This is a genomic window from Streptomyces sp. NPDC086549, assembly GCF_044746205.1.
Lineage (GTDB): Bacteria > Actinomycetota > Actinomycetes > Streptomycetales > Streptomycetaceae > Streptomyces.
On record NZ_JBIVBS010000008.1, the window covers coordinates 79,662 to 91,689 of the forward strand.

The 12,028-nt window shown below is 74.4% G+C and carries 10 protein-coding genes; all 10 read right to left on the bottom strand.

The features are described 5' to 3' along the window. Positions 1-85: 85 nt before the first annotated feature. Positions 86-1,204 carry an LLM class flavin-dependent oxidoreductase gene (locus tag ACIPSA_RS25000; RefSeq protein ID WP_402638201.1) on the bottom strand — a complete coding sequence of 373 codons (1,119 nt, stop codon included), beginning with the start codon at positions 1,202-1,204 and terminating at the stop codon, positions 86-88. Next, a complete protein-coding gene (locus tag ACIPSA_RS25005) occupies positions 1,194-2,813 on the bottom strand; it encodes an amino acid adenylation domain-containing protein (RefSeq protein WP_402638202.1) in 1,620 nt (539 codons plus the stop codon). The genes ACIPSA_RS25000 and ACIPSA_RS25005 overlap by 11 nt, the downstream gene beginning before the upstream one ends. Next, positions 2,810-3,661, bottom strand: a complete 852-nt coding sequence (locus tag ACIPSA_RS25010; RefSeq protein ID WP_402638203.1) for an OAM dimerization domain-containing protein — start codon at positions 3,659-3,661, stop codon at positions 2,810-2,812. Before ACIPSA_RS25010 ends, ACIPSA_RS25005 begins: the two co-directional genes overlap by 4 nt. After that, positions 3,658-6,348: a lysine 5,6-aminomutase subunit alpha gene (locus ACIPSA_RS25015; RefSeq protein ID WP_402638204.1), complete on the bottom strand. Its 2,691-nt coding sequence runs from the start codon at positions 6,346-6,348 to the stop codon at positions 3,658-3,660. The genes ACIPSA_RS25010 and ACIPSA_RS25015 overlap by 4 nt, the downstream gene beginning before the upstream one ends. After that, positions 6,345-7,748: a KamA family radical SAM protein gene (locus ACIPSA_RS25020; protein WP_402638205.1), complete on the bottom strand. Its 1,404-nt coding sequence runs from the start codon at positions 7,746-7,748 to the stop codon at positions 6,345-6,347. Before ACIPSA_RS25020 ends, ACIPSA_RS25015 begins: the two co-directional genes overlap by 4 nt. A 257-nt stretch (positions 7,749-8,005) precedes the next feature. Beyond that, positions 8,006-8,500, bottom strand: a complete 495-nt coding sequence (locus tag ACIPSA_RS25025) for a GNAT family N-acetyltransferase (protein WP_402638206.1) — start codon at positions 8,498-8,500, stop codon at positions 8,006-8,008. Next, positions 8,497-9,573 (bottom strand): pyridoxal phosphate-dependent aminotransferase, encoded by a 1,077-nt coding sequence (locus ACIPSA_RS25030; protein ID WP_402638207.1) that lies wholly within the window; start codon positions 9,571-9,573, stop codon positions 8,497-8,499. The genes ACIPSA_RS25025 and ACIPSA_RS25030 overlap by 4 nt, the downstream gene beginning before the upstream one ends. After that, a complete protein-coding gene (locus tag ACIPSA_RS25035) occupies positions 9,570-9,974 on the bottom strand; it encodes a cupin domain-containing protein (protein WP_402638208.1) in 405 nt (134 codons plus the stop codon). The genes ACIPSA_RS25030 and ACIPSA_RS25035 overlap by 4 nt, the downstream gene beginning before the upstream one ends. Before the next feature lie 11 nt (positions 9,975-9,985). After that, positions 9,986-11,281: an ATP-grasp domain-containing protein gene (locus tag ACIPSA_RS25040; RefSeq protein WP_402638209.1), complete on the bottom strand. Its 1,296-nt coding sequence runs from the start codon at positions 11,279-11,281 to the stop codon at positions 9,986-9,988. Between the two features lie 11 nt (positions 11,282-11,292). Next, positions 11,293-12,018: a GNAT family N-acetyltransferase gene (locus ACIPSA_RS25045; protein ID WP_402638210.1), complete on the bottom strand. Its 726-nt coding sequence runs from the start codon at positions 12,016-12,018 to the stop codon at positions 11,293-11,295. Between the last annotated feature and the right edge of the window lie 10 nt (positions 12,019-12,028).

A 12,028-nucleotide genomic window follows, 5' to 3' on the forward strand; every position in this document is an offset into this window, starting at 1 on the left:
GCGGAGGGCGCCGGTGGGTGATCCCCACCGGCGCCCTCCGCCGTCGTGGTGCGCCCCCGCCCCTGGTGGGGACGCACCACCGGTGTCATCCCGCGGGCACCGCCGTGCGCTCGCGCCGCTCGGCCTCCTGGCGTACCAGCGGCAGCAGCGTCCGCCCGAACTCCTCGGCGTCCCGCAGTGGTTCGTACCCGCGCAGCAGGAACGTCGTCACGCCGATGTCCATGTAGTCCAGCAGGGCTCGGGCCACCGTCTCCGGAGTGCCCACCAGTGCGGTGGAGTTGCCCGCCGCCCCGGTGGCGGCCGCGGGAGCGGTCCACAGGGCCCGGTCGTGCCGCTCGCCCTTCGCCGCGACGTCCAGCAGCCGCTGGGAACCGGCGTTCTCGGGACGCGCCGACGGCCCGAGCGGCAGCGGCGGCCGGGCACGGTCGAAGAAGGAACCCGCCGTCCCCCGCCGGCGGATGGCGTCGAGGACGCCGTGCGCCCGCTCCCACGCCTCCTCGTCGGTACGGCCGAGCACCGGCCGGAACGACACGCTGATCCTGGGCAGCACCGTGCGTCCGGCCGCGCGGGCCGCGGCATGCACGGCCGCGATCTGCTCGGCGGTCTGAGCCAGCGGCTCGCCCCACAGGGCGAACACGTCCGCGTGCTTGCCGCCCACCCGGTACGCGGCCGCCGAGGATCCGCCGAAGTACACGGGGATGCGGGGCTGTTGGAGCGGCTTCACCTCGGAGCGGAAGTCGTCGAACCGGTAGCAGCGGCCTTGGTGGCCGAAGCCCTCCGGTTCGGTCCACGCCCGCTCCAGGACCTCCAGGAACTCGTCGGTGCGGGCATATCGGTCGTCCTTGCCCAGGTAGTCGCCGTCGCGCCGCTGTTCGGCGTCGTTGCCCCCGGAGATGATGTGGACGGCGAGCCGGCCGCCACTGAAGTGGTCGAGGGTGGCGAAGGTCCGCGCGGCCGCGGTGGGGGCGAGGACGCCCGGGCGGTGGGCGAGCAGCAGCCCGAGGCGCTCGGTGTGCGCGGCGACGTACGCGGCGACCTGGGTGCCGTCGGGCGAGCTGGAACTGTGGCCGATCAGGACGCGGTCGAAGCCCGCCTCCTCGTGCACGCGGGCGAACCGCCGCGTGAACTCCGGGTCGACGGCGGGCCCGTGGGGGCCGCCCTCGGAGTCCTTGGTCCCGATCATTCCGATGAACTCAACCGGCACGGTGATCGCCACCTGGTGTGGTGTGGGCCAGGGCGTTTCTCCCGCGCGCGCCGGTGGCGGGCGCTGCCGCCAGGGCCGCCCGGTCCAGCTTGCCGTGCGCGGTGACCGGCAGCCGGTCGAGGTAGTGCAGACGCTGCGGCAGCATGTGCGCGGGCAGCCGCTCGGCGAGCCGCTCACGCACCCGGGCCGGGGGGAGTACGTCACGGTCGGCGACCAGGTAGGCGCCGAGCACCGGCGTACGGCCACTGTCGTCGACCAGACAGGCTGCTCCGCTCACGCCGGGCAGTGCGCGCAACTCGGCCTCGATCTCGCCGAGTTCGATACGGAATCCGCGCAGTTTGACCTGGCCGTCCATCCGCCCCGCGTAGTACAGCAAGCCGTCGGCGTCAGCGACGGCCCAGTCGCCGCTGCGGTAACGGCGGCCCGAACCGTCCTGTGCCGCGGGGAACCGCTCGGCGGTGAGTCCGGGGCGGCCCAGGTAGCCGTGGCTCACGCCCGCGCCGCCCACCCACAGCTCACCGAGTTCTCCTGGAGCCGCCAACTCCCCGTTTTCATCGCGTAGTTCGACGTTCAGATGGCTCAACGGCCGTCCGATCGGGGTACGTCCGGGACCGGCGTGGCGCAGGACGTCGGCCGTGACGGGGCAGTGGGTGACATGGACCGTGGTCTCCGTGATGCCGTACATGTTGGTGACGCGAGCGGCGGGCGAGGTGCCCGCCGCCCACCACCGTCGTATGTCGTCGGGGACGAGTGCCTCGCCGCCGAGGACGACATGGCGCAGGCCTGGCAGCCGTACGCCAGCGGCCGCCGCCTCGGTGACGAGGTTGCCGAAGGCCGAGGGCACCTGGTTGAGCACGGTGACCCGCTCGGCGGCCAGCAGCGCGGCGAAGGCCTCGGGGTCGGCGGCGGTGTCCCGGTCGACCACCACCGCCCGGCCGCCGTACAGCAGGGCGCCCCAGATCTCCCAGACGCTGAAGTCGAAGCTCCAGGAGTGGAACAGCGTCCACACGTCCTCGGCTCCGGTACCGAACAGCGGTATCGCGGCGTCCAGCAGGGCCAGCACCTGCGCGTGCCCGACGACACAGCCCTTGGGGGCGCCGGTGGAGCCGGAGGTGTAGATCGTGTAGGCGGTGTCCGGCGGGAGGACGGGGGTGTCGGCGGCGCCGGGGGCGGGCGGACGGGAGGCGAGGACGAGCGGGCCCAGCTCGGCGAGCGGGGTCTCGCCGGGCGCCGGCCGTCCTTCGGTGAGGACCAGTCGGGTCCCCGAGTCGTCGAGCAGATAGCGCTGCCGCTCCTGCGGATATCCGGGGTCGACCGGCAGGTAGGACGCGCCGGCGCCCAGGATGCCGAGCAGGCCGGCCAGCGCGTACCGGGACCGCCCCGCGCGGAGCGCGACGGGCTGTCCGGGGGCCACATGGCCGCGCAGGGCACGGGTGACGGCGTCCGCGTGCTCGGCGAGCCGGCCGTATGTGGCGGAGCCCTGGGTGTCGGTGACGGCCGTGCGGTGGGGCTCGCGGGCGGCGACCGCCCGGAACCGGGCGTCGAGCCGGTCCCCGGCGACCGTCGCGCCAGGCATCTCGGGCACCTCGGGCATCTGTGGGGGCTTCATACGGCGCTCCTGTCATCCACGGGCTCGGTCGCGGGCTCGGTCACGTTCGCGGGCTCGGTCACGTTCGCGGTCGCGGTCGCGGTCGCGGTCGCGGGGAGCCTTCCGCCCGTCAGCGCGTGGGCGAGATAGCTGGCCACGTCGTCGGGGGTGGTACCGCGTCCGAAGACGCGGTCGACGCCCAGCTCCGCGGCCATGCCCGGGGCGAAGCGCGGTCCGCCCACCACGAGCAGGGGACGGGTGCGCCCGGCGTACGCCGCGTCCAGTTCGGCGCCGAGTTCCCGGACATTGGTCAGGTGCGCGTCGCGCTGGGTGACGGCCTGGGAGACCAGGACGGCGTCGGCGCCCTCGCTCACGGCCCGGCGCACCAGGTCGGCCACCGCGACCTGGGCACCGAGGTTGACGACCCGCATCGAGTGGTAGTACTCAAGGCCCTTCTGCCCGGCGAAGCCCTTGATGTTGAGGATGGCGTCGATGCCGACGGTGTGCGCGTCAGTACCGATGCACGCGCCGACCACGACCAGGTCGCGTCGCAGGCCCTCATGGACGGTCTCGTCGACCTCCTGGGCCGACAGCAGCGGATACTCCCGCTCCACGACGTCGACCGATTCAAGTTCCACCCGGTGCACGACCGCGCCGTAGACGACGAAGAAGCTGAACTCGGTGCCCACCTGGCGGGCGTGGACCAGAAGCGGGCGCTCCATGCCCATCCGGCGGGCCAGTTCGAGGGCCGCGGCCTCGGCGAGCGGGCCGTGCGGCAGCGGGAGGGTGAACGACAGTTGCACCATGCCGTCGTCGGTGGTGTCCCCGTAGGGACGAACCGCGGTCGGCGGCCCGACGGGGAAGTTCATCGCTGGTCTTCTCCTTCACGGTCGGGGTCCGGGGACGCTTCCAGCAGCTCGACGGCGGGATTGCGGTAGCCGGCGGCGCGTTCGGCGACTCCGTCTCGGCCGCGGCCGCCGTCGACGGGACGGCGCATGCCGCCGAAGGTGCCCGCGGCGATGGCGTCCAGCAGGCCGCGGTCGCAGATGCGCTCCAGCAGGTCGACGGCCTCCCCGAGCACCGCTTCCGCGCGCCGGGCGATCACGCCGCCGGGGGCGGGGCGGAAGTCCTCCTCCAGGGCGCCGGCGGCGTCCATCACGTAGCGGACGTTCTGCAGCGCCAGGTCGCGGTCGGAGAGGAAGGGGGTGACGACGGCCTCGGTCATCATGCCGACGAGCAGGATGTTCTGCCGGGTCAGCGCCCCGGCCAGGTTGAAGAACCCGTTGAGCAGATAGCCGCGGAAGACATCGCCGGTCATGTGCCGGGTGGGCGGCATCCACTTCAGCGGGGCGTCGGGGAACAGTTCGCGGGCCAGCAGCGCGTGGGCGAGCTCCATCCGGAACGAGTCGGGCAGGTCCGGGTCGATCTCGAAGGCGTGGCCGAGGCCGAGCTGGGTGTCGGTGAGTCCGGCCTCCTTGCCGAAGTACTCGTTCAGGAGTTGGCTGGCGGTCACCGTGTGGGCCGCCTGCATCGCGTCGGCGGTGGTGAGGTAGTTGTCCTCGCCGGTGTTGATGACGATGCCGGCGCGGGCGTGCAGCTGCCGGGAGAACCGCTGGTCGACGAAAGTGCGGACCGGGTTGATGTCGCGGAAGAGGATGCCGTACATCGAGTCGTTGAGCATCATGTCGAGCCGTTCGAGTCCCGCGAGTACGGCGATCTCGGGCATGCACAGTCCTGACGCGTAGTTGGTCAGGCGGACGTAGCGGCCGAGCTGGGCCGACACCTCGTCGAGGGCGGCGCGCATCAGGCGGAAGTTCTCCTGCGTGGCGTAGGTGCCGGCGTAGCCCTCGCGGGTGGCGCCGTGGGGCACGTAGTCGAGGAGCGACTGGCCGGTGGAGCGGATGACCGCGATGACGTCGGCGCCGCCGCGGGCCGCTGCCACCGCCTGCCGGACGTCCTCGTGGATGTCGCCGGTGGCCACGATCAGGTAGACGAGCGGTCCGCCGGGCTCGCCCCATTCCCGGATCAGGCGCTCGCGTTCGCCGCGGCGTGCGTCGATGACCGCGAGGCCCCCGGCCATGGCCCGGCGGGCGTCCCGCACGGCGCTCTCCGCTGCCGCCCCCTCGGGCAGCCGGAAGGAGACGTCCCGGGCGGTCGCGCGGGCGGCGAGCTCGGTGAGGTCGCGGCTCGGCCCGGTCCGCAGCGCGTGCCAGACCGGCAGGGCCACCCCGTGTTCCAGACCGACCTGGTCGCGCACCGCGTCCACCAGCCGGTTGGCCCAGGGGATGCCCTCGGCGTCGGCCCCGGACAGCCCGGCCAGCCGCAGCGCGGCCCGCTCGACGGCCACGGTGGTGTGGGACCGCGCCAGGTCCACCACCGGGCGTCCGGCCCGGACCGCCAACTCCCTTGCCCGGCGCACCAGGCGGGGATCGAGGCCGAGCTTGCCGGTGGGGGCGGAGGGGGTGGCGGGCCGGGAGACGGGGGTGCCGGCGCGGGGCGGTGCGAGTCTGCGGGCGAACAGTTCCCGCACCCCGGGCTCGGTGCGCACCAGGTCCAGTGCCTGCTCGGCGTGTCCGGGCTGGTAGCCGTTGCCGATGAGCATCGTGACGTCGGCGCGGAGCCCTTCGGCGCCGAGCGCGGCCGCGGGGAACGAGGTGGCCATCGAGAAGAAGACGACGGTGCCCCCGTCCCGCGTCGCCAGCACCGCCGCGTGCTCGCAGCCGGGTACGTCGGTGCAGACCACGGTGATGTCGACGGGTCCGCCGGCCCCGGCCAGCCGCTCGGTCAGCGCGACCGCGTCGCGCGCGTCGGCCCGCAGGACCGTGCCGGCCAGGCCGGACGCGGCGAGCGCGGCTTCCTCCGCGCCGTCGGGCACGACGCCCACCAGGCGTCCGGCACCCGCGCGGCGGGCGGCCGCCAGCGCCAGGCTGCCCGACTTCCCGGCCGCCCCCAGGACCGCCACCGACGGCGCGGTGCCGCACCGGGCGGCGTACTCGGCCACGGTGCGGGCCGTCAGCGCGGGCGCGCCGCACACGTCCAGTACCGCGAGGGACAGCTCGTCGGGCAGATCGGCGGGGAGGGCCGCGGCGACCGACCGCCCGAAGAGGACGGCGTGCCCGCGGGCCGGTACGCGCTCCCCCAGCCCGTCCCAGTCGCGCAGCCCGTCGGTCAGCGTCAGCGGGGTCAGGGTGAGCGAGACCAGACTCGCCACCCGGTCCCCGGACCTGAGGCCGAGCGGGGTGCGTGGCCCGGCCTCCGCCACGGTGCCGATCAGCATGCCGCCGGAGCCGGTGACCGGGTTGTGCATCTTGCCGCGCTCACGCACGATCCGGCAGACCGCCTCCCGTATCGCGTCCCCGTCGCCGTCGTACTGCTCGTGGAGCTGGCGGTAGGAGGCCGCGTCCAGGTTGAGGTACTCGACGTCGATGCGCAGTTCGTCCTCGCGCAGCGGGGAGTCGGGGTCGAGCCGGTCGGCGGCCTGCGGCAGCACCCCGGCCGGGGCGAGCACTCGGTGCAGTCCGAGCGGCGAACTCTGGGCCCTTGTCGTGCCGTTCACCGGCCCTCCCCCGGCTGCCACTGCGCCCAGTGCGCCTGCCCGGCCTCGGGCAGGGTGTGCAGCGGGTCGTAGTAGTGGTGGGTGCGGTGCAGCGCCTGCGGGTCGTCGTGTTCCACCGAGGTCAGATAGTTCTTGGACCAGTCGGAGATGCCCAGTACGCGGTCGTAGGCGTCGGCCTGGTGCACCCATCGCTTGCCGACGTAGGGGACGTCGCACACCAGGCGGGGCGTGGCGAAGCCGGGCAGGTAGCCCATGACGGCGTGCTGGAGGCGCTGGGCCTCGGACAGCGGCAGCCGCCAGTGTTCGGCGCCGGGCACGATGTCGCAGAGGTAGAAGTAGTACGGCATGATCTGCGCGCTGTCGAGCAGGGCGAAGCACAGATCGAGCAGGGCCTCGGGGGTGTGGTTGACGCCGTGCAGGAGCACGCCCTGGTTGCGTACGTCGCGCAGTCCCGCGGCGAGCAGCGCGCGGGAGGCCTCGGCGACCAGCGGGGTGACCTGCTGGACGTTGTTGGCGTGGGTGTGCATCGCCAGGCCGACGCCGCGCGCGGACGCCTTGGCGGCGAGGTGGGCCATGCCGTCGAGGACGTCGGGGGCGAGCCAGTGCTGGGGCAGTCCGACCAGGCCCTTGCTGGCGAGCCGGATGTCCCGGATGTTGTCCAGGTCGAGGAGCCGGTCCACGAAGGAACGCAGCCGCGGCCAGGGCACGTTGGCCACGTCACCGCCGGAGACAACGACGTCGCGCACGGTGGGGGTGGCGCGCAGATACGCGATCATCCGGTCGAGGCGGTCCGCCGGACGCAGCACGAACCGGTATTTGTCGATCTGCGGGGTGGAGGTGCCGACCAGGTCCATCCGGGTGCAGTGGCCGCAGTACTGCGGGCAGGTGGTGACGAGTTCGGCGAGCACCTTGGTCGGATAGCGGTGGGTGAGCCCTTCGACCACCCACATCTCGGCCTCGTGCAGGGAGTCGCGGGAGGCGAGCGGGTGACTGGGCCACCTGGGGTGCCGGTCGCTGGCGACGGGCAGCATGTAGCGGCGGACGGGGTCGGCGTACCAGGCGGCGGTGTCGGGGGCGCAGGCGGGGGCGATGGTGTTGAGGACCTGCGGGGTGAGCAGGATCGGCATCGTCGCGTACTGCCGCTGGTCGGCGGCGAGGTCTTCGTAGAACGCGTCGTCCAGTCCGGGTCCGGCCACCTCGCGCAACTGCCGGACTCCCTTGACGCAGTGGGCGCGCTGCCACTGCGGGTCGCGCCACTCGGCGGGGGTGACGTGCCGCCAGGCCGGGAAGCGCCGCCAGTCGGGCTCGACCGCCACATGGCGTCGGTAGCCGTACGGCTGGGCGGGCGCGTCGGCCGCCTCCCGGGTGGGCGGCGCGGCCGGCAGGGGTGCGGTTTTCACGGGGTGCCTCGGATTCTCCCGGCCAGTGGCGGCGGGTGGGGTCTCGGAGCGGGGCGGGGGGGGGGCGCCGGGACGGCGGGCCGGCCGCCTCGGCAGGGGCGGGGGGGGCGGGCGGGGGGGCCGGGGGAGGGAGTTGGGTTAGGCCGGGGGGGGGGGGGGGCCGGGGGGGGGGGGGGGGGGGGGGGGGGGGGGGGGGGGGGGGGGCCCCCGCCCCCCCCCCCCCCCCGCCGCCGGATCGGGTGCGGGCCGGTGCCCGGTCAGCCGGTGAGGGCGTAGACGAACTGGCCCTCGTGGTCGGGGCGGCGGGCGAAGCCGGCGCGCTCCATGACGCGTTGGGAGGGGGTGTTCTCGGGCGTGGTGGTGGCGATGACGGTGTCGACGCCGGTGTCGTCCAGCGCCCAGCGGGCGAGCGTGGCGAGGGCCTCGGTGGCGTAGCCCCGGCCGCGGGCGTCGGGGTGCAGGTCGAAGCCGATCTCGACGGATCCGTCCTCGGGCGGGCCGTGGAAGCCCATGCCGCCGACGACGAGGCCGTCCTCGCCGCGGACGAGCACGTACATGCCCCAGCCGGGGCGGTGCAGTCCGGCCGCGTGGGCGCCGGCGAGCATCCCCGCCGCCTCCCGCGAGCCCTCCCCGGGGGCTCCGCCCAGCCAGTCCAGTCCGGCGGTCCGGCCCTCCCTCAGTTCCAGGGCTTCGGCCGGCAGCACCTCCCGCAGCCGGAGGCGGTCGGTGTCGAGGGCGATGGCTTGGGTCACTGCTGCTCCTGTGCTGTGCTGTGGGATACGGGGGTGAAGTCGGCGTCGGCAACGGGGGCGACGGTGTCGAGGGCGTCGAGGAGGCGGTCGAGGTGTGCGGCTTCGCCGACGGAGATCCGCAGGTGTCCGTCGAGTCCGAAGCGGCCCGCGTCGCGGACGAGGATGCCGTGGTCACGCTCCAGCAGCCGCTCGGCCCGTGCGGAGTAGGGCACCGGTACGGCGAGGAAGTTGGTCACCGACGGCAGCGCGCGGCGCCCGCGGGCGGCCAGGTCGGCCCGGAACCGCTCACGGGCCACGGCGTTGCCCTGCCGTACCCGCTCCAGGTGGTCGCGGTCGGCGAGCGCGGCCACGGCGGCGGCCTGGGCGGCCCGGTTGACGCTGAACGGCATGCTGCCCTGCACTTCGCGCAGCCGGCCCACGAGGCCGGCGCTGCCCACGGCGTAACCGATGCGCAGTCCGGCCAGCCCGTGCGCCTTGGAGAAGGTGCGCAGCGCCAGCACGGGTGCCCCGGTGCCGAGGTAGTCGAGCACCTGCGGGGTGCCGGGCGGGGCGAAGTCCAGGTAGGCCTCGTCCACCACGAGGGGGGTGCCGGTGGCGGCGGCCCGTTCGACGAGGAGGTCGAACGAGGCCCGGTCCAGGGCGCCTCCGGTGGGGTTGTGCGGGTTGCACACGTAGGCGACGCCCGCGCCGTCGAAGGCGTCGGCCAGGGCGGCGATGCCGTCGACGGGGACCTCGCGGCAGCCGCGCCGGACGTTCTCCAGACAGATCCTGTAGCCGGGGAAGGTGCCCGCGGTGGTGACCCCGGGGCGCTGCCGGTCACCCAGGCACAGCGCGGTGAGCAGGACGAGTTCGTCACTGCCGTTGGCGACGGCGACCTGGTCGGGCCGGACGCCCAGCAGGTCGGCGATGGCCCGCGCGGGCGCGGTGCGGGTGGGGTCGGGATAGGTGCCGGTGTCGTCGACGGCCTCGTGGGCGGCGCGCAGCGCGTGCGGGCTGGGGCCGTACGGGCTCTCGCTGAGGTGCAGGCGCAGGGGCGCGCCGGCCAGGGTGCGCGGGACGGCGGGGGCGGTCACCGTTCACCGCCGAGCAGCAGGCCGAAGCAGTAGCTGCCGGGCTCGGCCTCCAGGGTGAGGAAGCGGTGTTCGGCACCGGCCGGGACGCGCAGCAGGGCCGGCGAGGTCAGCTCGTGCCGGTCGCCGTCGACGAGGACCTCGATGCGCGCGCCGCCTGGGTGGGGCGAGACCAGGAAGTAGATCTCGTCGACCTCGTGCCGGTGCGGATCGGCGACCGGCCTGCCGACGAGGTGGTCGATGGGGCCGCCGGCCAGCTCGACGGGGACGCCGCCGAACATGTCGGCCGTCAGGTAGAAGGGCGCCGGTTCGTGGTGCCCGGCCACCGGCAGGAACTGCGGGATGTCCGTGCGGATTTCGGCAACCGCCGTACGGGGGGCGGGTGTCGTCGTCTCGGGGGTCATGCGGGGGCCTTTCATCGGTCGAGGGGGACGGGAGGGGCGGAGGCGGCCAGGTCGCCGGCGCGCAGGGTGCGGCCGTCGGCGAAGGTGTAGGTGAGGGTGTCGAGGGCCCGGTCGAGTACGGCGACCATCGCGCGGTGGTCGTCGGCCGTGCCCCACAGCACGGCCAACTCGCCTGTTCCAACGCCGGGTTGTACGTGGGTTCCGGGCTGCACCCGGGTCTCGTAGCCGTCGAGGCCGGGCAGGGCGAGCGCGTCGGCGACCCCGCGCACGGCGGTGAGCAGGCCGCCCTCGGCGGGGGTCGGTACGGCGCGGGCGTAGACCACCCGCTGCTGCGGCACCCAGGCCCCGGGGGCGGGACCGCCCAGCGCGAGATGTCCGGCCAGTGCCACCGGGTCCAGGCCACCCGCCAGTCGGCCCAGTCCGCTCTGGAAGCCGCCCAGCCTGCCGTTGACCTCGATCAGCCGGGGTCCCCGGGCGGTGAGTTTGATCTCGGTGTGGGTGATGCCGGTGCGCAGCCCGAGTGCCTCGACCGCGCGGCCCGCCAGGTCGAGCACCGCCGCCCGTTCGGCGTCGGCGAGCGGCGCCGGCCAGTAGTGGCCGACCTCGCGGAACGGCGGGGCGAGCGGAAACTTGCCGGTCACCGCCCAGTGCGTGACCCGGCCGTCCGCCACCGCGCTCTCCACGGAGACGTGGTCGCCGAACGGGGTGCGGTCGACGCCCGCCAGATACTCCTCCAGGACGAGGGCCGTCTCCCGGTCCGGGCCCGTCAGCAGCTCCGCGGCGAGCGCGGCGCCGGTGTCCGCGTCCCGCACCAGGTGGGTGCTGCGGCTGCCCTCGCCACGCACCGGCTTGAGGACCGCGGGCAGACCCACCGCGGCGAGCGCGGGCGCCCAGTCCGCCGGGGTGCGCAGCAGCCGTGTCCGTACCGGGTCCACGCCCCGCTCACGGAGCCTGCGCCGCTGCTCGTACTTGTCGGTCAGCAGCCGTACGGTGTCGGCGTCGTGGTACGGCAGCCGCAGCCGTGAGGCGAGCTCCGCCGTCGTCCCGAGCCGGCGCTCGCTGAAGGTGAGCACGGCGTCGGGACGGTGTTCCCGAAGGCGCGCGGCGGCCTCGTCGAGGTCCTGTGCGCTGTCGCCGTCCACCGGCACGACCGGGGCCAGGTCGGCCAGGAGCGGGGTGAGTTGCTCGGTGTGTGCGGAGCGGCAGACGGCGAGGACGACGTCACCGAGCGGTTCGAGCCGGTCCACGATGTCCGCGGGCGCGACGGAGCCGAAGTCGTAGACGACGGCGATGACGGGGCGTGGCATGGCCGGTTTCCTCAGGCGTCGACGTGGTCGGGGTCGGGCGCGTACCGCACGCCGGAGAGGGCGGCGGACAGCGTGGTCGCCGCGGGTGCGGGCGTCGTGGGCTCGGTGCCGAACATGGCGAGCGCCGGTGCCAGGCCGTCGATCTCCGCGGGGATGCGGCGGGACGCCTCCCAGTCCGTGCGGCGCAGCCGGTAGCGGTCGCTGACGGCGCGTCGGCCGCGTACGGCGTTGACCTGCGTGCCGTCGTGGGAGAAGCCGAACTTGCGGCACACGGCCTGCGAGGCGGTGTTCTCCCGCCGTACGACGGAGAACGCGTCCTGCGCCCCGAGGCCGGCGAAGGCCAGTTCCAGGACCGCGGCGCGGGCATGGCCGCCCAGGCCCAGGCCCTGGTGGCGCAGGCCGAGCCAGGACGTCAGGAGCACCTCTCGGGTCACCGCGAAGTCGCGCGCGCCCAGTGACTGGGAGCCCACCACCTCGCCGTCGTGCACCACCACCAGGTACAGCGTCCAGTCGTCGGCGCTCCAGTTGGCCATGGCGTTCCAGTGGCGCTGGAGGACACGCCGGGCGACGGTGGCCGGATCACCGTCCGTCCACTGGGAGAAGAAGGGCATGAAGCCGGGCGCGTGCACGCCTTCGGCGCCCAGACCGGCGAGCGCGTCGAGGTCCTGCGGGGTCGGCCAGCGCAGTTCCACGAGCGGGGTGCGCACGGTGATGCCGCTCAGCGGCCAGTGCTGCATGACGGGTACC